The sequence below is a fragment of the Pseudomonas sp. AC136 genome (assembly GCF_979258585.1).
Window position 1 is genome coordinate 3265521 of the sequence record NZ_OZ409865.1, and the last position, 21974, is coordinate 3287494.

Here is a 21974-nt window from a genome sequence, read left to right on the forward strand (position 1 = left end):
TTCATATAAATTTTTATAGTCAACTAAAAATATTGACCGCAATCTAAATTTACCTAAAATCAGCCACTTATCAAAGCGTGCTCAGGAGACCTCGGCGTGACGGGATTACGGCAGCGACAGAAAGAACAGCGCAGGGAAGCGATAGTCGCGGCGGCGTTGGCGCTCTTCGAGACACAGGGCTTTGCTGCCACGACGGTAGAACAGATAGCGGTACAAGCCGGCGTGTCGACGCCCACGGTGTTCAATTACTTCGGCAGCAAACAGGAAATTCTCCTGGCTCTGGTCGAGCACGCCGACAAGCAAGCCATCATCGATGCGCGCTCGCAGATCCCTGACTTCGATAACGCCGTGGACGCCATGTGCCACCTCGAATCGCTAATCGTGCGGCACGAACTGAAAGTGTTGCCACCGGCCATCTGGCGCGAGCTGCTGCCCCTGGGGCTGCTCAACGAACCCGCCGGCCAGTTCACCGACATGAACGCCGGGCTGATCGTCGAAATCGCCAACTTGCTGCGCGAACTACAAGGCAAAAACATGCTCAGCGCCAGCGTCGACGTCGACTTCGTCGCCTACTTCCTCAACGACTACAGCTCCATGCTGTTCATGCGCCTGGTGCAAGCCGACAAGCCCGACTTCGACGCCCACGCGCAGCGCATTCGGCAGATGACGCAGACGTTGTTTGATGGGTTGAAGCCTTGAAGGGTATCTGCGGCCACTATCCGAACACGTAGCGGAGTTCGACACTGCCTAGCTCGCCTTCCGTGACTTCTGAAAAAAGTCTTAATGGGTTTGACGGGGGTCGCCGCAGAGCGAAGCGAGGACCTTCAAGACCGAAATTTCGACTTCCCTGCGCGGCGCTTTTAACTTAGCTTAACTAGGTTTTTAAGATAATCACTTCCCGCCATTTCGCTGTACCCCTTGATATTCGGGCGCTCATGCGATTTTTTTAAAGATAATCAAAAAGCGCTTTAGAGATAATTCAACATGGCCGCGTTTTCTCATCACCCGTTGGAGCTGCTAAATCCTTCTTTCGACTCCGGGTTGGCCGATGTGCTGATGGAATTGGAACAACTGCGCCGGCTTCGGCTAGAAGGTGACACGCCGCCGTCCGTTTTTTTCCAATTGAAGTCGTTGTTCCATACGCTGGAGAGCCTTGGCTCCGCTCGGATCGAAGGAAACCACACAACGCTCGCGGATTACATCGACAGCAAAGTAGAAGGGTCAGCCGACGCAACGGATCAACTTCGAGAAGTGGCGAATATTGAGAAAGCCATGGACTACGTCGAAACGGTGATGGCTCCAGGAGAGGCGCTGACCGAGCGAACAATTCGGGAACTGCACAGCATAGCCGTGCACGACCTGGAGCGAGAGGGAGACCGAACGCCCGGCACTTATCGGACCGGTGGGGTGCGTATCGCCCAGTCCGCGCACCTGCCTCCCGACGCGGTAATGGTGTCGGAATATATGGAAGAACTCGTCGCCTTCACGAACAGAAACGACCCGCCAAAATACGACTTGATGAAGGTGGCGCTTGCTCACCACCGTTTCGGCTGGATTCATCCATTTAGCAACGGCAATGGACGGGTGGTGCGTCTTCTGACTTACGCCTTGCTAATCAAGTACGGCTTCAACGTAAGCACTGGCGGGCGCGTCCTCAACCCAACGGCGGTGTTCTGTAACAACCGCGAGCAGTACTACACGATGTTGGCAACCGCCGACAAAGGGACTTCGGCCGGATTGGAGGCTTGGTGCACTTATGTGCTCGACGGCATTCGCGTGGAGCTACAAAAGGTCGACCGCCTTACTCAATACGGGTATCTGAAAAAACACATACTTCGCCCTGCAGTGGCTATGGCTCGGGAACGGGAGTGGATTACCGAAGCCGAGCGCACGATCCTTGAGGTCGCCATCGAGAGGGGGGCAGTGAAATCTGGCGATATAGCGGCCGCGATGCCGGCGCTCACCGCAGGGCAGCGTACCTATCAAATACGAAAGCTGTTGGGCCAAGGAATGCTCGTACCGAGCAGCCCCGGGGCGCGGATTTACACGATCGGGTTCTCAAACAACTTTCTAATCCGTGGTGTGATCAAGGCGCTTCGTGAAGAAGGCTTTATCCCCGAGCCGCTGGATACGCCCTAGGCGCGAAGCCCCAGGGTTACAACCCAAAATCTCTCGCCCACAAAAAAGCCCGCTCATCACGAGCGGGCTTCTTCATTTCCCAACACTCAATCGCAGAGCATTAGAACGCCGGAACGATGGCGCCTTTGTATTTCTCTTCGATGAATTTCTTCACTTCCGGCGTACGCAGGGCTTTGGCCAGTTTCTGGATGCCGTCCGAGTCTTTGTTGTCTTCACGGGCAACCAGGTTGTTGACGTAAGGGGAGTCGCTGCCTTCGATAACCAGCGCGTCCTTTTTCGGGTCGAGCTTGGCTTCAAGGGCGTAGTTGGTGTTGATCAGGGCCAGGTCAACTTGGCTCAGTACGCGCGGCAGGGTGGCTGCTTCCAGTTCGCGGAATTTCAGGCCTTTCGGGTTTTCGCTGATGTCTTTGCTGGTGGCCAGGATGTTCTTGGTGTCTTTGAGCTTGATCAGGCCAGCTTTGTCGAGCAGCAGCAGGGCACGGCCGCCGTTGGTGGCGTCGTTGGGGATGACCACGGTGGCGCCTTGTGGCAGCTCGTCGAGCGATTTGTATTTGCTCGAGTAAGCGCCGAAGGGTTCGACGTGAACGCCCACCACGCTGACCAGGTGAGTGCCGCGGCTTTTGTTGAATTCATTCAGGTACGGTTGGTGCTGGAAGAAGTTGGCGTCCAGACGCTTTTCGGCAACTTGTACGTTGGGTTGCACGTAGTCGGTGAAGACTTTTACTTGCAGGTCTACGCCTTCTTTGGCCAGGGCTGGCTTCACGAATTCAAGAATTTCGGCGTGGGGCACGGCGGTAGCGGCAACGGTCAGGGTTTCGGCGTGGGCGGAAAACGCCGCAACGGTGGCCAGGGCAGCGAGCAGTTTTTTCATCTCTGGGTTCCTTGTGGGATGCAGTGTTGGCGGCTATTGGCCGCACTCGTTTAGTGACGGTTTGTTCGAACGAATTGCAGTTATTTTTTGCAGCGCTATTTGCGGGAAAAGTGCACCACCAGCTTGTCGCCGACGGTTTGCAGCACTTGCACCAACACCAGCAACAAAATGACGGTAACCACCATCACATCTGGCTGGTAACGCTGGTAGCCGTAACGTACGGCCAGGTCGCCCAAACCACCGCCGCCAATCAGGCCGGACATCGCGGTGTAGGAGACCAAGGTAATCGCGGTCACGGTAATGGCCGCCACAATGCCCGGCAGCGCTTCTGGCAGCAGGGCGTTGACGACAATTTGCCGAGTCGTCGCGCCCATGGCCTGGGTGGCTTCGATAATTCCGCGGTCGACTTCACGCAGCGCGGTTTCCACCAGGCGCGCAAAGAATGGGGTAGCGCCGACTACCAGAGGCGGAATGGCCCCGGCCACGCCGAGCGAGGTGCCGGTAATCAGCACGGTCAGCGGAATCATCACGATCAGCAGAATGACGAAGGGCACCGAGCGCAGCACGTTGACCACCAGCGACAGCAGGGCATAGAAGCCTTTCTGTTCGAACATTTGCCGAGGGCTGGTGAGGAACAGCAGCACGCCAAGCGGCAGGCCGAGAATCACGGTAAACAGCAGCGAACCGCCGAGCATGCTCAGGGTATCGAGACTGGCCTGCCAGATTTCCGCCCAGTCAACGTTGGGGAGTAAGGCTTCCATCAGCGCAGAACCTCCAGATGCACGTCACTGGTACCGAAGCGCGCCAGCGCTGCGTCGATGTCACCGCCCGTCAACGCCAGGGTGAGCTGGCCGTAAGGGGTGTCTTTGATGTGGTCGATTCGGCCGGCAAGAATGCTGTAATCGACGCCGGTTTCCCGCGCCACCACACCCAGCAGCGGTGCGTAGGTTGCCTCACCCTGGAACGTCAGCCGCACGATACGGCCACTGACATGGGCGAAGTCGTCGCGCTGCTCGTCTTCGTCGATCTGCTCGGCTTCCATGACGAACCGTTTGGTAGTCGGGTGCTTGGGGTGCAAGAAAACGTCCGTCACCGGCCCGTGTTCGACGATAACGCCGGCATCCATGACCGCAACGCGGTCGCAGACGCGGCGGATCACGTCCATTTCGTGGGTGATGAGCACAATGGTCAGCTTCAGTTCGCGGTTGATCTGCGCCAGCAATTCCAACACCGAGGCGGTGGTTTGCGGGTCTAGCGCGCTGGTGGCTTCGTCGCAAAGCAGAATTTTCGGCTGTGTCGCCAAGGCGCGAGCAATGCCCACGCGTTGCTTCTGACCGCCCGACAGCTGCGCCGGAAACTTTTTGGCGTGATCGGTCAGGCCAACCCGCTCAAGCAATTGGTTAACACGCTGCTCGATGGCACTGGAAGACAGCTCGCCTGCCAGCTTCAGCGGCAGGGCAATGTTGTCGGCCACGGTTTTCGAGGACAGCAGGTTGAAGTGCTGAAAGATCATGCCGACCTGCTGACGGAAGCGGCGCAGACCATTGGCGTCGAGGCCGGTGACGTCTTCGCCGTCTACCTCGATTCGCCCGCCCGAAGGCTCTTCCAAGCGGTTGATCAAACGCAGCAGGGTACTTTTGCCGGCGCCGGAATGGCCGATGATGCCAAACACTTCGCCACTGGCGATGCGCAGATCGGTGGGCTGTAAGGCGGCGATGTCGCGGCCGTTGACGCGATACGCCTTGTGGACGTGATGAAAGTCGATCACTCGTTAAACCTTTTGGGTCTGGCGGTCTGCCGGATAGGCATAAGTGGCGCTAGTCTACCCGGCGCTCTATAGACCGCAAAAATCTTTGTAATCCTATGGTTATAGCTTTCAGCTCTAAGCGAGCGAAGCCGTTGCCACAGTCTAGAAGGTGCTGCGGTGGAAGGTAGTGCGCTGTCGCCCGGCCGCCTGGAACACCAGCCGGGCGCTGGCCTCATCCCTTGGCTTGCGGAGTGAGCAACAGGCGCGGCACTTGCTCCAGCTTGACGGCTTGGGACAGGCGTGGACTGTAGATCGGATCGAGGCGCTTGATCCGCGCCAGCAACAGGGACGCAACCCAGGGGTAGTCCTTGTTCTGGCGTACTTCGATGCGTACGTCGCAGTCGAAGGCCACCACATCGGCGGCCACGGCATCGAGCAGACTGCGCAGGCGCTCGTTGTCTTGGTTGTCCAGCATGGGCATCGGCACCACGCTGGAAGCGGCGCCTGGGTTGATGACGCGAGCGCTGGGTTTGGCAGGCGCGACAACCGGCTCGGCCGCCGGGGCAACTTCGGCCGTGGCCGTGGCGGCTTTGCTTTGGCGCTCGGCGGCCAGGCGTTGTTGGCGTACTTGTTCGGCTTTTTCCGCAGCTTCTTTGGCGGCGGTCTGAGCGGCGGCGCGGGCGCGAGCCTGGTCAGCGGCCGAGAGTTCTGCGGCACGCGCCTGGGCGATGGAATTATCCAGGCCTTTGGTCAGCGCTGGCGCTTGCGGCATCAGGCTGCGGGCGTGGCTGAGGGCTTTGGTGGCGGTGTCGAGATCGCCTTGCTGCAGGGCGTCGTTGCCTTGTTTCAGGTAAGCATCGGCCAACTGGCGCTGATACTGCTCCAGGCGCGTGTCGCCCTGGGCACGCGGAGCGATGGTGGCGAGCTGGCTTTCAGCAGCGCCAAGCTGACCGTCGTTAAGGCTCTGTTCAACCTGGCGGAAGGCCACGATCAACTCGTCCGGCGGCAGGCTGGCCACTTTCGGCGCCGCGCTTTGGCATGCGCCTAACAGCAGAGAAATCGCCAGAACGGGTAGATAACGGGAGGCGAACGGCTTCATCTATGCAGGTCTCGGGGTGCGCAAAAACCGGCGAGTTTACACCGCCGGGCGCGCCTGGGCGACAGGCGGCTTCAGGCGTGGCGACGGGGCAGGGCGAAGCTGAGCAGAAACAGCGCAGCGGCGCTGACAACGATGGAGGGGCCGGCCGGCGTGTCTTTGAACCACGACAGCGACAACCCGGCGCACACCGCCACCAACCCCAACACGCTGGCGCCGCCCGCCATTTGCTCGGGCGTGCGCGAATGGCGCTGCGCAGCGGCCGCCGGAATGATCAGCAACGAGGTGATCAACAGCACACCGACGATTTTCATTGCCACTGCAATCACCACCGCAATCAACAACATCAGCGCCAGGCGCAGGCCGGCCACCGGCAAACCTTCCACCTTGGCCAGTTCTTCATGCACCGTAACGGCCAGCAGCGGCCGCCACATCAGGCTTAACGCAACGAGCACCAACGCGCTGCCGCCGAGAATCCAGGCCAGGTCGGCGCTGCTCACGGCCAACAAATCGCCGAACAGGTAGCCCATCAGGTCGATGCGCACGTCGTGCATAAAGCTCAGCACTACCAGCCCCAGCGACAACGTGGTCGGCGCCAGAATGCCCAGCAGCGTGTCGGACGCCAGCGGTTGGCGCTGCTGCAAGGTCAGCAACAACACGGCGAGCAGCACGCAGCCCACGGTGACCGCCACGGTTGGACTGACATCCAGCAAAAAGCCCAGGGCCACGCCAAGCAGCGCGGCGTGGGACAACGTGTCGCCGAAATAGGCCATGCGTCGCCACACCACAAACGAACCCAGCGGGCCGGCAACGAGCGCCAGCGCAAGGCCGGCGAGCAATGCGTTAACGAGGAAATCAGGCATGGTTGCAGCCGTCTCCGTGCACATGCGGCTGCACCTGACCGTGGATGCGCAAACCGTTTGCAGCAGGCGCATCGCTAACCACGCCGCCATGCAGGTCGTGGGCGTGGTCGTGGTGGTGGTGATAAATCGCCAGGTCCTGGGCATCCTTTCCGAACAGCTCGGCGAAGGCCGGATCACCGCTGACCTGCTCGGGATGCCCGGAGCAGCAGACATGGCGGTTGAGGCACACCACTTGGTCGGTGGTGCTCATGACCAGATGCAAATCGTGGGAGACCATCAGTACGCCGCAGCCGTGGCGGTCGCGCAGACGGGTAATCAAGCGGTACAGGTCCGCTTGGCCGGCCACGTCGACGCCTTGCACGGGTTCGTCCAGCACCAGCAACTCGGGTTTGCGCAACAACGCACGGGCTAACAGCACGCGCTGCAGTTCGCCGCCGGAAATGTTCTGCAACGGGCTGTCGATCACCTGGCTGGCGCCCACTTCTTCCAGCGCGGCCAGCGCGGAGGTGCGGTCGACCTTGGGCACCAGGCGCAGGAAGCGCAACACGGTGAGCGGCAGTGTCGGGTCGACGTGAAGTTTTTGCGGCATATAGCCGATGCGCAGTTTCGGCTTACGCCAGACGCTGCCCACTTCGGTTTTCAGCAAGCCCAGCACGGCGCGCACCAGGGTGGTTTTACCTGCGCCGTTGGGGCCGATCAGCGTGACGATTTCGCCGGGCTGCACGCTCAGTTGCACGTCGCTGAGCACGGCTTGCCCGGCAAAGCTGACGCCCACGCCATCAAGGCGAATTAAAGCCTCGCTCATGACTTTTTCTGACAGCCGGAGCAGACGCCGACCACTTCCACGGTCTGGCTTTCAACGGTGAAACCCACGTCGCTGGCGCCGGAGACGATGGCCTGGCTGATGGCGTCGTTGGACAGCTCAATGGCGGCGCTGCAGGTGCGACAGATCAGAAACTGACCTTGGTGCGCGTGAGCAGGGTGGTTGCAGCCGACGAAGGCGTTGAGCGAGGCGATGCGGTGCACCAGGCCATTTTCAAGCAAGAAATCCAGCGCGCGGTACACGGTCGGCGGCGCGGCGCGGCGGCCGTCCTGCTCGGTCAGCACGCCGAGAATGTCGTACGCACCCAGTGGTTTATGGCTTTGCCACACCAGCTCCAGCACACGACGGCGCAAGGCAGTAAGGCGCAAACCGGCGCGCTCGCAGATAGCGTCCGCCTCGGTGAGGGCGTTGTGCACGCAGTGGGAATGGTCGTGGGGGCGTGAAGCCAAAGGTGTGAAGATCATTGGGCGGCGACGGCTGGTGAGAGAGACGTTATTCTATAACCCTTTTCCCGGCGAGTGTGTTCCCGTGTCGCGTTTCCTAGTGATCTTTCTGCTGTTTTTTTGCGCAACCGCCCACGCCGATGTGCGCGTTCTCACCAGCATTAAACCGCTTCAGCTGATAGCGGCTGCGGTGCAAGACGGTGTAGGCACACCCGAGGTGTTGCTGCCGCCCGGCGCGTCGCCGCATAACTATGCGCTGCGCCCTTCGGACGTTCGACGCGTGGCAGAGGTTCAGTTGCTCTACTGGATCGGCCCTGACATGGAGAGCTTTCTGCCGCGCGTACTGAAAAGCCGCAGCCTGCCCAGCGTGGCGGTGCAGGACTTGCCAGGCCTGAGCCTGCGTCATTTCGGCGAAGGCCATGACCATGCCGACGAGGCCGACCACAGCGGCGACACCGATGAGCACGATCATGATCACCAACCCGGCAGCCTGGATGCGCATTTGTGGTTGCTGCCGGCCAACGCACGGGTGATCGCCGAACGCATGGCCGCCGACCTGAGCACGGCAGACCCGACCAACGCCGCGCGGTACCAAGCCAACGTGAAGGAGTTTACCGAGCGGTTGGGCGCGCTGGATGCACGCCTGAAACAGCGCGTGGCGGGCGTGGCGGGCAAGCCGTATTTCGTCTTTCACGAGGCCTTTGACTACTTCGAGTCGGCCTACGGCCTGAAGCACGCCGGGGTGTTCAGCATTGCCAGCGAAGTGCAGCCGGGCGCCCAACACGTGGCGGCTATGCGCGAGCGACTGCAACAGGCGGGACCGACCTGCGTATTCAGCGAGCCACCGCTACGCCCACGCTTGGTCAACACGCTGAGCGCAGGCTTGCCGGTGCGCCTGGCAGAGCTGGATGCATTGGGCGGGAAGGAAATCGCGGTAGACGCCCACGGGTATGAGCGTCTATTGGAAACCTTGGGCGACGAGCTGGCGGGTTGCTTGGAAGCGCTGTGAGCTACAGCGCAAACGGCAGCGACAGGTGCACATCCTGGCGCTGCGCCAGGCGGCGGCGGAACTCGTCGGGGTTGTGGATAAGCACATCCTGACCGGCGAACGATTCGGCTGCGATCAGCCGCGAAATCCAGAAGCGCAGGCACGCCACGCGGAGCATCACGGGCCACAACTGCGCTTCGTTCGGCGTGAACGGACGCAGCGCCGCGTAGGCACCCAGTAAGGCTCTGGCGCGCGGGCCGTCGAGCTCGCCGCTGGCGTTGGAGCACCAATCGTTCACCGCGATGGCGACGTCATACAGCATCGGTCCCGAGCAGGCGTTGTAGAAATCGATCAAACCCGCCAGCGTCGTGCCGTCGAACAACACGTTGTCGCGAAACAGGTCAGCGTGCAGGTTGGCGCGGGGCAACTCGAAAATCGCGTGGTAGTAGATTTCAACGTCTTTTAACGCGTCGGCCATCAGCGCTTGGTCGGCCATATCGAGTTTGGCCAGCAGTGGCGCACCGTCGCTGCGCATCCAGTCCAGTCCACGGTCACTGCGGCGTTCCAGTACCTTGCCGCGCGTGGCGTTGTGCAAGTTGGCCAGCAGCGTGCCCACTTCCGCGCAGTGGTGAGCATTGGGCTGCTCAACATGTTTACCGGCCAAGCGCGGCTGCAGCAGCGCCGGTTTGCCGGCCAGGCTGCGCAACGCCTCGCCATCGCGGGTGCGCAGGGCGTAGGGCACCGGCAGCCCAGCGTCGTGCAGGGTGTCGAGCAGTTCGATGAAAAACGGTAAATCGCCAGTCGGCCCGCGCTCGACGAGCGTCAGCACGAACTCGCCCTGCTCCAGGCTGACAAAGAAATTGCTGTTCTCGCTGCCGGCGCTGATGCCTTGAAAGTCGCGCAGCTGGCCAAGGCCGTAAGGCGCTACAAATGCTTCCAGCTCAGGACGGCTGAGGGGGGTGAATACCGACATCGAGAACCTGCCAACTGCTTATAAGGAGGGTGGAATTAGGCGCCGCTTACCATTTGAAGATTTCCCAGGCGGGAATCAGCATGTCTGGATTGTCGGAGCGGATGAAGTTGCCGTCGCTGCCATCGGCGCGTACCAGGAAGTAGGGCTTGCCGCCTTTTGGCGTGACCTTGATGGCGTACAGGAAGCCGTTTTGGCGGTACTCCTGAATGGTCTTGTCGCCGTCTTGGCGGATGGTTACGTCCGGATCGCCGCTCACCGGTTCGTCTTCGGCGTAAGCGTTCAGCGAGCCCGCAGCGAGCAAGCCGGCCAGCAGCAAGCTAGAAAGAGTGCGCATGGTAACCTTGTCCCTTTGTTGTCAACGGTGCGGCCATTCTAACAGGCCGCCGCGAAACTACTGACGTGGCATTCAGACGCCCCGGCTTGGCCTTCTGCAAACATTGCCCCGCGCACCGTTGCTCGCTACATTTTTCAGCTGTCCGTACACCACGGCCCGTCTTATAGGTTGATTCCGCGCATGTCTCAGACTCCTCTCGTCCTCGTAGACGGTTCGTCCTACCTTTACCGCGCTTTCCACGCTTTGCCGCCGCTGACCACGTCCAAAGGCTTACCCACCGGCGCCGTTAAAGGCGTGCTGAACATGTTGAAAAGCCTGCGCAAGCAGTACCCGCAAAGTCCGTTTGCGGTGGTATTCGACGCAAAAGGCGGCACATTTCGCGACGAGCTGTTTGCCGATTACAAAGCTAATCGCCCGTCCATGCCGGATGACCTTCGCGTGCAGATCGAGCCGCTGCATGCCAGCGTGCGCGCCCTTGGTTATCCGCTGCTTTGCGTGGAGGGCGTGGAGGCCGATGACGTTATCGGTACGCTGGCCCGGCAATGCGCTGCCCAAGGCCGCGACGTGGTCATTTCCACGGGCGACAAAGACATGGCCCAGCTGGTTTGCCCGCACGTTACGTTGGTCAACACCATGTCGGGAAGCGTCTACGACATTGATGGCGTTAAGGAGAAATTTGGTGTCGGTCCTGAGCTGATCATCGATTACCTGGCGCTGATGGGCGACAAGGTCGACAACATTCCTGGCGTGCCCGGCGTTGGCGAAAAAACGGCCGTGGGGCTTCTTGTAGGTGTTGGGGGCGGTCTCGACGTGCTGTACGCCAATCTCGACAAAGTACCGGAGCTGCCCATTCGCGGCGCCAAAGCGTTGCCAGCCAAGCTGCTTGAGCACAAGGAGATGGCCTTTCTTTCCTATCAGTTGGCGACGATCAAGCTGGACGTGCCGCTGGATATCGAAATCGAAAGCCTGCACCCCGGCGAGCAAGACCGCGTAGCCCTGGCGGCGCTGTATTCGCTACTGGAATTCAAGAGCGGTTTGGACGAACTGGCGCGCGACGCCAAGGCCGCCGACATTGCCGCGATTCGCTCCGGCGGCTCCACGGGCGGGCTGTTCGATGAGCCCGCTGACGTAGGCGCACCCAGCGCGTTGGTAGACGGCGGCGAGCCGGCGCCAGCGGTGAGCACTACTTACGAAACCGTGCTGGAAGCCGAGCGCTTCGCGGTCTGGCTAGAAAAGCTGCACAAGGCCGAGCTGATTGCCTTCGATACCGAAACCACCGGCCTTGATGCTCAGCAGTCGCAGCTGGTCGGCCTTTCTTTTGCCGTGCAGCCAAACGAAGCGGCTTACATTCCGCTGACCCATTCGTACATGGGCGTACCGGCTCAGCTTGATCGCGACTCCGTGCTGCGCGCGCTCAAGCCAATTCTGGAAGACCCGAATAAAGCCAAGGTCGGGCAGCATGCCAAGTACGACATCAACGTGCTGGCCAACTGCGCCATCGGCGGCGACCCGGAGCAGGGCATCCATGTGCGTGGGCTGAAGTTCGACAGCATGCTCGAATCCTATGTGCTCGACTCCGTGGCCACGCGCCACAACATGGACGCGCTGGCGCTCAAGTACCTCGATCACACCACCATCGCGTTCGAAGAGATTGCCGGCAAAGGCGCGAAGCAGCTGACTTTCGACCAGATTTCCCTGGAGCAAGCAGGGCCTTACGCGGCAGAAGACGCCGACATCACCCTGCGTCTGCATCAAGCGTTGTGGAAAAAGCTGGAAGCAACGCCGACTCTTGCCAAGGTACTTAACGACATCGAGATGCCGCTGGTTCCGGTGCTCGCGCGCATCGAACGCAACGGTGCGCTGGTGGACGCGAATCTGCTCGGCATTCAAAGCCATGAGCTGGGCGAGAAAATGGTCCAGCTGGAGCGTGAAGCGTTCGCCATCGCCGGCGAAGAATTCAACCTGGGCTCGCCCAAACAACTGGGCGTGATTCTTTACGAAAAGCTCGGCTTACCGATTCTGAGCAAAACCGCGAAAGGTCAGGCATCCACTGCGGAAGCCGTATTGGCCGAGCTGGCGGAGCAGGACTTTCCGTTGCCCAAGGTGCTGATGCAGTACCGCTCGATGAGCAAGCTAAAGAGCACCTACACCGACCGCCTGCCGGAACAGATCAACCCGCGCACCGGGCGTATTCACACGTCTTACCATCAGGCGGTAACGGCGACCGGGCGGTTGTCTTCGACCGATCCGAACTTGCAGAACATTCCGATTCGTACGGCGGAAGGGCGCCGCATTCGCCAGGCCTTTATCGCGCCGCCGGGTTATCAGTTGTTGGCGGCGGACTATTCGCAAATTGAGCTGCGCATCATGGCGCATCTGGCTCAAGACGAAGGCTTGTTGCATGCCTTCCGCAACGACCTGGACGTACACCGCGCCACCGCAGCGGAAGTGTTTGGCGTCGAGCTGGAACAGGTCACCATCGACCAGCGCCGCAGCGCCAAGGCCATTAACTTCGGGCTGATTTACGGCATGAGCGCGTTTGGCCTGGCCAAGCAGATCGGCGTCGACCGCAAGCAGTCGCAGGCCTATATCGACCGCTATTTCACCCGCTATCCGGGCGTATTGGCGTACATGGAGCGCACCCGCGAGCAGGCCAGCGAGCAGGGCTATGTCGAAACGCTGTTTGGGCGCCGTTTGTACTTGCCGGAAATCCATTCCAAGAACGCCGGTTTGCGCAAAGGCGCCGAGCGCACGGCAATCAACGCGCCGATGCAGGGCACGGCGGCCGACATCATTAAGCGGGCGATGGTGAAGGTGGACAACTGGCTTACGGAATCCGGGCTGGATGCCAAAGTTATTCTGCAAGTGCACGACGAATTGGTGCTCGAAGTGCGCGAAGACCTGGTCGACACCGTGAGCGCGGAAATTCGCCAGCGCATGAGCGAAGCCGCTGAGCTGGATGTGCCGCTGTTGGTTGAAGTCGGAATCGGCGCTAACTGGGATGAAGCGCACTAGAAAGGGCGTCTCGGTCACTTTTCTGCTGCGGCATAACGCCGCACAGAAACCGAAAGCTAGGAAGCTAGCGGAATTACCCAGACGTTTTTTATTACTAACCGGTTTTAAGGGGCCGGTGAACTTTCCACAAATGGGGGCGGTCAGAGTTACTGAATGGCTGATGAAGCCCTTCGGTGCTCCTATGTTGTGTTAAGTGTTGGCAGATATCTGAGCCCCGCCCTAGCGGTTCAGACCCTTAAACCCCGAGCCTCTCCCTCCCCATACGAAGCTCGGGGTTTTTTTTGCCTGCGATTTACTCGGCCACCACCGTGTCTTCCAGCTCCATCCAGCGAGCCAGCACGGCCTGGGCCTCTTCAATGCCCTGACGCTTGGGCGCCGAAAACAACTGAATACTCACCCCGTCGCCCCAGCCTTTGCGTAGGTCTGTCTGCACTTTTAGCAATGCATTCTTGGCGGCACCGTAAGCCAGCTTGTCGGCCTTGGTCAGCAGGATATGCATAGGCATTTCGCTGGCTGCAGACCAGTCGAGCATCAATCGATCGAACTCGGTCAGCGGGTGGCGAATGTCCATCATCAGCATCAGCCCTTTGAGGCTTTCGCGGCTGCCCAGGTAGGCTTCGAGGTGGCGCTGCCAGTGCAGCTTCAGTGGAATCGGCACCTTGGCGTAGCCGTAACCGGGCAGGTCGACCAAGCGGCGTTCTTCGTCCAGACGGAAAAAGTTGAGCAGTTGCGTGCGGCCTGGCGTTTTGGACGTGCGGGCGAGGGCGGCATGGGTCAGCGTGTTGAGGGCGCTGGATTTACCGGCGTTGGAGCGACCGGCGAAGGCCACTTCGTAGCCTTGGTCGTCCGGGCATTGATCAACTTTTGCGGCGCTGATCATGAACGCAGCCTGTTGGCACAGACCGATGATGGGGTTTTTGGCTTGCATCGAATTTTCCGGTGAGGGCGGTGCCAGTAGGTGGCCCGGCGTGCGGTGTCGTTTCCGTTTCGGTGACGCCAGTATATAATGCCGCAGATTTTGTGTGCGCTTTGTCCGGTATAAGGGCAAGCATTTGCAGGAAGGATTTACCGATTTCGCTCAACAGAATGCGGAACGTTCCTCACTGATGAGGTTGATCTGATGAAGTTGTTACTGCTCACAGCCACTACCCTGTTGTTGTCCTCCATGGCTCACGCAGCCCAGGACCCGCAAGCGGTATTCAACCGTTCCTGTGGAGCCTGCCATAATGGACAACTGCCGATGGCCCCTAAAAAAGGTGACACGGCTGCTTGGACCCCGCGGTTGGCCCAAGGCATGGATACGCTGGTGAAGCATGTAACCGATGGATTTAACGCCATGCCGCCTCGCGGCTTGTGCACCGACTGTAGCGCTGAAGACTTCCAAGCCATCATCCACTGGATGAGCGAGTAAGCCACGCGTTGATTCTCTCCCTTTAGCCGTAATTGGATTAGCTGATGAACAAAGTACTCGTGAGTCTGCTGTTGACCCTGGGCATCACCGGTATGGCTCATGCCGCAGGCGACGCCGCTGCAGGTCAAGGCAAAGCAGCTGTATGTGGCGCTTGCCACGGTGCCGACGGCAACAGCCCTGCGCCAAACTTCCCGAAACTGGCAGGCCAAGGCGAGCGCTACCTGCTCAAGCAACTGAAAGACATCAAATCCGGCAACCGCGTGGTGCTGGAAATGACCGGCATCCTCACCCCCCTGAGCGATCAGGACCTGGCAGACATCGCTGCCTACTTCTCCAGCCAGAAAATGAGCGTCGGTACAGCCGATCCGAAACTGGTGGCGCGCGGTCAGGAAATCTTCCGCGGCGGCAACCTGGAAACCGGCATGCCAGCGTGCACCGGTTGCCATTCGCCAGACGGCGCCGGCAACGCAGCCGCTGGCTTCCCGCATTTGGGCGGCCAACACGCCACATATGTCGCCAAGCAGCTGACTAACTTCCGCGAAGGCGAGCGCACTAACGATGGCGACAGCATGATCATGCGCGGCATTGCAGCTAAGCTGAGCAACAAGGATATCGCGGCGGTATCCAGCTACATCCAGGGCCTGCATTAATCGCGCAACGGTAATATCCGGTACGCATTAGCGGGCAGAAAAGGGTGGCGAAAGCCACCCTTTTTCGTTGGAGCCGCCCGTACAATGTTGGCCCTCAACCGGGAACCCGCCGTCAGGCGATCGGTCGAAATCCAGCTCGCTATCGGGCGAGTTTTATCCGCCAAGGAGTAAAGCATGCGTAACCTGATTTTCAGCGCTGTCCTCGCCACCGCGAGCCTGATCGGCATGACTGCGACCGCTACCGCCGCGCAGCCGATCGAAGCCGGCAAACAATATGTCGAGCTCAGCAGCCCTGTTCCGGTTTCCAAGCCCGGCAAAATCGAAGTCGTTGAATTGTTCTGGTACGGCTGCCCGCACTGCTACCACTTCGAGCCCACCATCAATCCATGGATCAAAAAACTGCCTGCCGATGTTCACTTCATCCGCATTCCAGCCATGTTCGGCGGCGTGTGGGATGCCCACGGCCAGCTGTTCGTGACCCTCGAGTCCATGGGCGTTGAAGAAAAAGTACACGGCGCCATTTTCGACGCCATTCAAAACCAAGGTAAAAAGCTCGCCAAGCCTGAAGAAATGGCTGATTTCCTCGCCACTCAGGGCATCGATAAAGACGAGTTCCTCAAGGCCTATAACTCCTTCGGCGTGAAGAGCCAGGTCGAGAAAGACAAGAAGCTGGCCTTGGCTTACCAAATCAGCGGCGTACCGACCATGATCGTCAACGGTAAATACCGTTTCGACATCGGTTCGACCGGCGGCCCGGATCAAGCCCTGCAAGTGGCTGATCAATTGATCGCCAAAGAACGCGCAGCGAAGTAACGCGCCATGCTCCGTCGCTGGGGTACGCCACGGGTAGCCGGCCTGCGTGATGCGCGGGTCAACGCCCAATGCGACTCCAGCGGCTTGCCGGCAGACGGGCGTTTGCGTCTGCTGAGCTTCAATATTCAGGTTGGCAACAGCACCGAAAGTTATCGCCACTACCTCACCCGAGGCTGGCAACATCTGCTGCCGCACCAAGGCCGTTCCAGCAACTTGCAGCGTATCGGCGCGCTACTGGCCGACTACGACTTGGTCGCCCTGCAAGAAGCCGACGGTGGTAGCCATCGCTCCGGCTATATCAATCAGGTCGAGCACCTCGCTCAGTTGGGCGCTTTCCCTTACTGGTATCAGCAGCTCAATCGCAACCTCGGGCGCCTGGCCCAACACAGCAACGGCGTGCTCAGCCGCTTGCAACCCACCGTCATTGAAGACCATCCGCTGCCCGGCCCGCCTGGTCGCGGCGCTATTTTGCTGCGCTTTGGCGAAGGTGAAGACGCGCTGGCGGTGGTGATGATGCACCTGTCGCTCGGGGCGAAAACGCGCGTGCGGCAGCTGGCCTATATTCGTGAACTGATCGGCGAATATCGCCATCAGGTTTTGATGGGCGACATGAACACCCACGCTTCTGATTTACTGCTCCACTCACCACTGCGCGACCTTGGACTGCTGGCTCCCCAAGTGGAAGCCACGTTCCCGAGTTGGCGCCCGCAGCGGTGTCTGGACCATATTTTGTTGAGCCCGAGTTTGACCCTGGAAGCTGTGCGCGTGCTGGCCCAGCCGATTTCCGATCACCTGCCGGTGGCCGTCGAAATCCGCTTGCCCGATAGCCTGTGCAGCCAGCCGGATAGATCTAACACTTCCCTCGCGGAAATACCCCATGAGTGACGACGCGCAGCGCTGGAAAGAGAAATACCTGAGCAGCCTCGAGCAACAGGAAAAGCTCGAGCGCCGCTGGGATATGCGTCTGGACTTACTGCGCCGCGGCTTGGTGCGCAGCTCGCTGGCGGCCGAAGGCACTGACAAGGCCGTTGACCAATGCATGTCCGAGCTACGGGAAATTGTCCGTCGTGACGACATGGACGCCGGCCTTTCTGCGCTGATTCCGCGCCTGGAAAAAGCCGTGCTCGACTCCGAGCAGCGTCGTGTGGAACGCGCCAGCCAGGTCACCGGAGCGCTCGGCGGGCTGGTCAGCCAATTGCTCAAACTCGACTTGCCCAGCGAAGTGCGCAAACCGCTGAAAAAATTTAACAAGCAGATAGAAAACCGCGCCAGTCAGGTTCGCGAGTTGCCCGCGCTGTTGTCCGAACTCAGCAGCTTGCAGCGCCAGGCGCTCGATGTGCTGGAGACACCTGACGCCGCTCGCCCCGGCCTATTGCAGCGTTTGTTTGGCAGCCGTGATGGCGGTGCCGACGACGCGCCTGAAGCGCCGAGTGCCGCCGCTCCAGCACCCGCAGCACCGCAACCAGTTCCGCAACCCGCCGCTGCGCCTGTACAACCGGTCGCGCCAGCTGCGGCTGAACCGACGCCCGCACTTACGCCGACGCCGATGTCCGAGCCCGCTGCCGCCGCAGTCACAACGGCGCCCGCTCCAGCACCGGTGCCGACGCCTGCAGCGCAGCCCCTCGAACCGGCCGTGGCGCCCGTTGCCACGGCAGCCGGCAGCGAAGCCGCCACCGTAGCCATCAACGAGGCACTGGCAGCTCGCAGATCCGCGCGCGGCTCGTCCCTGTCTACGCTCGACAGCCTGCCACTCTCGGCGTCACTGCTCACCGACGGCGCCACAGTTTCGGCTGCCATCCACGCCACCGTCGAGCAGGAGCTGGCAGACCCCGACTTCGCCATTCCGCCCGAGCCAGAAGCTGGCTACAGCGCCATTGCCGGCCATGTCGAAGCGACCTTGCTTGGGCTGCTTGATGATTTGCCCGTGCCGGAACACCACAAGCCGCAAGCCGAGTCGTTGCGGGTGCGCATTCAGGGTGGGCTGAACCTGTACGAGCTGGTGCCGGTGCTCGACGATTTCGCCGTGCTGATGTTGGCCGTGGCCGACCTCGGCCAGCGCGAATTCGAAGGCTACCTGGCGCAACTCAACCAGCGCCTGGCCACGTTCCAGGGTGGTTTGCAGGATGCCCACCAGGGCTACTCGGAATCGATGGCCGCCGCGCGCGAGCTCGACACCGAGTTGCGCCAGCAGGTCGACGGCCTGCACAACAGCGTGCAGGAAGCCACCGACCTCAGCAGCCTGAAACACCTAGTGGAAAACCGCCTGGACGGCCTGCTCAGCACCATGTCGCAGTACCAGTCGCAACGCGACGAGCGCGACCAGGACGTGGCCGGCCGCCTGCAAACGTTGGTTGAGCGCGTGGCGAGCATGGAACAAGAAGCCAAGGGCTTTCGCGACCACCTTGAAGAGCAGCGGCAAAAAGCGCTCACCGACCCGCTCACCGGACTTCCAAACCGCGCCGCCTGGACTGAGCGCCTGGACTTGGAAGTGGCGCGCTGGCAGCGCTACGGCGGCGAGTTGCTGATGGCGGTGCTGGACATCGACCACTTCAAACGCATCAACGACAACTACGGCCACCTGGCTGGCGACAAGGTGCTCAAAATCATCGCCGGCGAGCTGAACAACCGGCTGCGCAAAACCGACTTTATGGCGCGCTTCGGCGGCGAAGAATTCGTCTTGCTGATCCCCTCAACGCCCGTCGTCGGTGGCCAGCAACTGCTCGAAACCCTGCGCGCCGCCATCGAAGCCTGCCCGTTTCACTTCAAAGGCGAACGCGTAACCATCACCGTGTCGGCTGGCCTGACCGAGTTTGTCGAAGGCGATCGCGTGGACGAGGTTTTCGAACGCGCCGACCAGGCGCTGTACCGCGCCAAACGCGGCGGGCGCAACCAGGTACACGTCGCGGCAGAAGGCGAAAAGAAACAAGCCTAGGCCTGTAACTGCGCCGCCAATTTTGCCACCGCGGCTTGGCGCTCCGGTTGTTGCAAGCGAGCCTGAGGGTTGAGCGACGACCAGCGCGGATGCGCCCGCGCTTGGCGCAGCACCGCAGGTAACGTGCCCTTGCGCCAGCCGCCGTCCTGCTCGGCCTTCACCTCAATCGCGGTGGTCGCCGCATGGCCGCGGGCGCTCAGTGCATCCAGCAACTGGCGCTGGCGCACGGCCAACAACCGAAGCACGCCGTCATCCACGCTCAGCTCACGGTTGCCCTTGAGCTTGCCCAACAGCCGTTCGCCGTAGTTGCGCGCGGTTTGCAGGCCACCGCCGGCCAAAGCGCCCAGCACCGTGGCGGCGCCCAGAGTGATGCCACCGACCATCAAGTCGATGCCGGCGCCCGCTGCGGCACCGGCGGCCATCCCACCGCCTACCTGAATACCCAGCTGCTTCAGGGTTTCAGGGTTGAATAAATCGTCACTCCAACGACCGTCGAGCAGCGGCAAATCGCTGGCCCGGGCATCGTTTTGGCGGAAGGCATACAGACGCAGCAGCGCCTGCACGCAGGCTTGTTCGCGCTGGCGAATGCTCTGGTGCAACACCTGCACCTGCGCCTGTTCGTCGTTGCCGACACTGCGCCGGCATGCCGCGCAATCAATCAGCAACTCAGCGATCAGCCGCACGCCGGCCGCGTGGCGCGCACGGGCTTGGGCTTCATGGTCATCAATCAGGCGTTGCAACTGCGGCCGGGATTTCTCCAGCAGCAGCGCCAGGCTTTCGTACAACCGGCGCTCACCGTCCAGCGGTGGCGCCACCGTGTCAAAACGCACCAGCGCGTGCAGTCCCAGGCGCGCCAACGCCTCGCGCCACTCTTCTTCGCGCTGCTGCGCGCAGGTCACGAAATTGAGCACCGGCAGCAACGGTTTACCGCAACTGCCGAGCACCGCCAGTTCATCGCGGTACTTAGCCAGTACCGGCTCGCGGGCGTCGATTACATACAGGCCGGCATCGCTGGCGAGTAGTTGCCGCAGCACCTTGGCTTCCTGCTCAAAACGTTGCCGCGCTTCGCTGCCTTCCAGAAAACGCGCCAGGCGGGCCGGGCCGTCCAGACGTTCGCCGGGGCGATCGAGGCGTTCCAGGTAATCGAGCAGGGCGATGGCATCTTCCAAACCCGGCGTGTCGTACAGCTCCAACAACGCCTGACCGTCCACGGATAAGCGCGCGCCTTCCACGTGCCGCGTTGTGCTGGGTCGATGGGACACCTCGCCGAATTCCACGTCGCGGGTGAGGGTGCGCAGCAGCGAGGTTTTGCCGACGTTGGTGTGGCCCACCACCGCCAGCTTCAACGGCGACTCACGGCGTTCACTCATCGTTCTGCTCCAGCCAGTCCAACGGCGCACCTTGTCGCCAGTTCAACTGCAAGGCGTCCAGCGCGCTGTGCCAGTCTTCCAGGCGCTGGCTGTCCAGCGCTTCGCCAGGCTCGGCGGCCAGCAGCCAAATTCGAGTGTCGCCCGCATTGCGGGCCAGCTCAGCCAATAACGCCAAGGTGCCGCGATCCGGCGAGCGGCGTGGGTCGCACGCGATGGCCAGGCGTGACGGCGGGAAGCGGCTCAGTTGGTCGAGCAGGTGCTGGCGTTGTTCGCGGCTGTCGATCACGCCAGCATCCGCCACGCCTTTGGGAACGGTGGGCGGCCAGGGGCGACGGGGATCGAATTCAACCGCCACCAACACCGCGCCCGAACCGGCGCTCGTCAGGGAACCTGCCTGCGGGGTCGGCAATTGCTCCGGCGCTTCATCGGTCACGCCCAGCCGTTCGCTGCTCGGCTGCAAGCGATCACGCAGCAAGCTGTAACCGGGCAAACGAAGGTCCAGACTCAACCGCGCGCGCCCTTGCCGCCAACGCCACGCGCAAAACAGCGCCAACATGGCGCGCGGTACCACGCCGTAGGCGATCAGCACACCCAGCAGCCACACCGCCCACGCTTGCCGTGCGCTTTCTTCGGCCACCGCATCAGCGCCACTGGCGCGAATCACCTCAACCGCAGGCGTGCTGAAGCCAAGCCAATGGGGAACGCTGCCCAGCGCCTGGATTACCGTCACAAAGGTGTCGCTGCCCAACAGCGTGGTTTCCCACACAAAGCCATAGCGCCGGGTCGCCAGCAGCGCCAACAAGCTGCCCAAGGCGCTGAGTAGCAACAGTAACCACATGCCATGCACGAACATGCCCAGCGCCCAGCGGCTCAGCCGTTGACGCTGCAACAGCACCAGCAACGCCGGGGCGAGTTGCACCGCTTGCGCGTCTCGGGCGAATTTTTCGCTCAGCCATAACCACAACCGGCCCAGGGTGGCGCCGCCGCTGCCGGCGAACGCAAGGCCAACGGCCCAGCCGATGAGCGTCAATAGATGAAGGCCGAGCAAGCTGCCCAGCGCCCAGAACAAATTCACCGGCCGCTCTCCATCGCCCAATGCCGCGAAGCCCAAGCCCGCGCCACTGACCACGGCCAGAACCGCCAGCAGCCAGACGGCCAGCACGGCGCCCTGGCGCCAGTGCAGCAAGGCGGCGAGCATGCCGTCGCGCTGCGCCAGCCATAGGGCGCGGGTTTCGATGCGCTGTTCCAGCGGGCCACCCGCGCTGACCGCCTGGCGATTGGCCTCGCGGTCTTCCAGCGGGCCGGCCTGTTCTTCGCGCAGCCGCACGGCCTCGGTCAGCCACAGGCGCTGCAACGGTGAGAGGGAAGGGAGCGGTGATTTCAATGCGGTCATGCACAGACTCATGGCTAAAAAGGTGGCCGCTCAGGTGGCAGCCGGGTTTGAGGATAACCGCTCAGGCGCGCCCCATCATCCGTTTGCTTTTTTTCCCGGTGGCGAGCCGTTAT

The 21974-nt window shown here is 61.3% G+C and carries 21 protein-coding genes; 9 read left to right on the forward strand and 12 right to left on the reverse strand.

Annotated features, from left to right (window positions below):
- Window positions 1-96: 96 nt before the first annotated feature.
- A complete protein-coding gene (locus ACZZZU_RS14425; protein WP_463550992.1) occupies window positions 97-699 on the forward strand; it encodes a TetR/AcrR family transcriptional regulator in 603 nt (200 codons plus the stop codon).
- 285 nt (window positions 700-984) lie between these two features.
- On the forward strand, window positions 985-2139 hold the full coding sequence (locus tag ACZZZU_RS14430; RefSeq protein WP_463550993.1) for a Fic family protein: 1155 nt from the start codon (window positions 985-987) through the stop codon (window positions 2137-2139).
- A 100-nt stretch (window positions 2140-2239) separates the two neighbouring features.
- On the opposite strand, the gene ACZZZU_RS14435 is transcribed toward ACZZZU_RS14430, so the two are convergent.
- The 7 genes from ACZZZU_RS14435 to ACZZZU_RS14465 form a co-directional block, all read right to left on the reverse strand.
- A complete protein-coding gene (locus ACZZZU_RS14435; RefSeq protein WP_463550994.1) occupies window positions 2240-3010 on the reverse strand; it encodes a MetQ/NlpA family ABC transporter substrate-binding protein in 771 nt (256 codons plus the stop codon).
- A gap of 95 nt (window positions 3011-3105) precedes the next feature.
- A complete protein-coding gene (locus ACZZZU_RS14440; RefSeq protein ID WP_122449948.1) occupies window positions 3106-3771 on the reverse strand; it encodes a methionine ABC transporter permease in 666 nt (221 codons plus the stop codon).
- Complete coding sequence (locus ACZZZU_RS14445) at window positions 3771-4778, reverse strand: methionine ABC transporter ATP-binding protein (protein WP_122492235.1); 1008 nt, start codon at window positions 4776-4778, stop codon at window positions 3771-3773. Before ACZZZU_RS14445 ends, ACZZZU_RS14440 begins: the two co-directional genes overlap by 1 nt.
- A 211-nt stretch (window positions 4779-4989) precedes the next feature.
- Window positions 4990-5856, reverse strand: coding sequence for a PA5502 family lipoprotein (locus ACZZZU_RS14450; protein WP_463550995.1), 867 nt, complete (start codon window positions 5854-5856; stop codon window positions 4990-4992).
- Between the two features lie 71 nt (window positions 5857-5927).
- On the reverse strand, window positions 5928-6716 hold the full coding sequence (gene znuB, locus ACZZZU_RS14455) for a zinc ABC transporter permease subunit ZnuB (protein WP_463550996.1): 789 nt from the start codon (window positions 6714-6716) through the stop codon (window positions 5928-5930).
- Complete coding sequence (znuC, locus tag ACZZZU_RS14460; protein ID WP_122492238.1) at window positions 6709-7521, reverse strand: zinc ABC transporter ATP-binding protein ZnuC; 813 nt, start codon at window positions 7519-7521, stop codon at window positions 6709-6711. Before znuC ends, znuB begins: the two co-directional genes overlap by 8 nt.
- Window positions 7518-8003, reverse strand: coding sequence for a Fur family transcriptional regulator (locus ACZZZU_RS14465; RefSeq protein ID WP_463550997.1), 486 nt, complete (start codon window positions 8001-8003; stop codon window positions 7518-7520). The genes znuC and ACZZZU_RS14465 overlap by 4 nt, the downstream gene beginning before the upstream one ends.
- A gap of 64 nt (window positions 8004-8067) precedes the next feature.
- On the opposite strand from ACZZZU_RS14465, the gene znuA reads away from it, so the two are divergent.
- On the forward strand, window positions 8068-8991 hold the full coding sequence (gene znuA / locus ACZZZU_RS14470) for a zinc ABC transporter substrate-binding protein ZnuA (protein WP_463550998.1): 924 nt from the start codon (window positions 8068-8070) through the stop codon (window positions 8989-8991).
- Between the two features lies 1 nt (window position 8992).
- Here znuA and ACZZZU_RS14475 read toward each other — a convergent pair whose 3' ends face one another.
- Complete coding sequence (locus ACZZZU_RS14475) at window positions 8993-9943, reverse strand: homoserine kinase (protein ID WP_463550999.1); 951 nt, start codon at window positions 9941-9943, stop codon at window positions 8993-8995.
- 46 nt (window positions 9944-9989) lie between these two features.
- Entirely contained in the window at window positions 9990-10277 is a 288-nt protein-coding gene (locus ACZZZU_RS14480; RefSeq protein ID WP_122492242.1) for a DUF2782 domain-containing protein, read from the reverse strand.
- A 180-nt stretch (window positions 10278-10457) separates the two neighbouring features.
- Between ACZZZU_RS14480 and polA the strand changes: the two genes are divergently transcribed.
- A complete protein-coding gene (gene polA, locus ACZZZU_RS14485; RefSeq protein WP_463551000.1) occupies window positions 10458-13292 on the forward strand; it encodes a DNA polymerase I in 2835 nt (944 codons plus the stop codon).
- Between the two features lie 292 nt (window positions 13293-13584).
- Here polA and yihA read toward each other — a convergent pair whose 3' ends face one another.
- The gene (gene yihA, locus ACZZZU_RS14490) at window positions 13585-14220 is read right to left on the reverse strand and encodes a ribosome biogenesis GTP-binding protein YihA/YsxC (protein ID WP_122492243.1); all 636 of its coding nucleotides are present in this window, start codon (window positions 14218-14220) and stop codon (window positions 13585-13587) included.
- Window positions 14221-14412: 192 nt separating this feature from the next.
- Between yihA and ACZZZU_RS14495 the strand changes: the two genes are divergently transcribed.
- The 5 genes from ACZZZU_RS14495 to ACZZZU_RS14515 all read left to right on the forward strand — a co-directional run bounded on the left by ACZZZU_RS14495 (window position 14413) and on the right by ACZZZU_RS14515 (window position 19098).
- The gene (locus ACZZZU_RS14495) at window positions 14413-14703 is read left to right on the forward strand and encodes a c-type cytochrome (RefSeq protein WP_463551001.1); all 291 of its coding nucleotides are present in this window, start codon (window positions 14413-14415) and stop codon (window positions 14701-14703) included.
- 44 nt (window positions 14704-14747) lie between these two features.
- Window positions 14748-15353: a c-type cytochrome gene (locus ACZZZU_RS14500; RefSeq protein ID WP_463551002.1), complete on the forward strand. Its 606-nt coding sequence runs from the start codon at window positions 14748-14750 to the stop codon at window positions 15351-15353.
- 174 nt (window positions 15354-15527) lie between these two features.
- The gene (locus ACZZZU_RS14505; protein WP_463384295.1) at window positions 15528-16166 is read left to right on the forward strand and encodes a thiol:disulfide interchange protein DsbA/DsbL; all 639 of its coding nucleotides are present in this window, start codon (window positions 15528-15530) and stop codon (window positions 16164-16166) included.
- 6 nt (window positions 16167-16172) lie between these two features.
- The gene (locus tag ACZZZU_RS14510; RefSeq protein WP_122492247.1) at window positions 16173-17051 is read left to right on the forward strand and encodes an endonuclease/exonuclease/phosphatase family protein; all 879 of its coding nucleotides are present in this window, start codon (window positions 16173-16175) and stop codon (window positions 17049-17051) included.
- Window positions 17044-19098, forward strand: a complete 2055-nt coding sequence (locus ACZZZU_RS14515) for a GGDEF domain-containing protein (RefSeq protein ID WP_463551003.1) — start codon at window positions 17044-17046, stop codon at window positions 19096-19098. The genes ACZZZU_RS14510 and ACZZZU_RS14515 overlap by 8 nt, the downstream gene beginning before the upstream one ends.
- On the opposite strand, the gene ACZZZU_RS14520 is transcribed toward ACZZZU_RS14515, so the two are convergent.
- Both ACZZZU_RS14520 and ACZZZU_RS14525 read right to left on the reverse strand, forming a co-directional pair.
- The gene (locus ACZZZU_RS14520) at window positions 19095-20468 is read right to left on the reverse strand and encodes a GTPase/DUF3482 domain-containing protein (protein ID WP_463551004.1); all 1374 of its coding nucleotides are present in this window, start codon (window positions 20466-20468) and stop codon (window positions 19095-19097) included. The two genes, ACZZZU_RS14515 and ACZZZU_RS14520, sit on opposite strands and share 4 nt — an antisense overlap.
- Entirely contained in the window at window positions 20461-21861 is a 1401-nt protein-coding gene (locus ACZZZU_RS14525; protein WP_463551005.1) for a DUF2868 domain-containing protein, read from the reverse strand. Before ACZZZU_RS14525 ends, ACZZZU_RS14520 begins: the two co-directional genes overlap by 8 nt.
- Window positions 21862-21974: the final 113 nt, after the last annotated feature.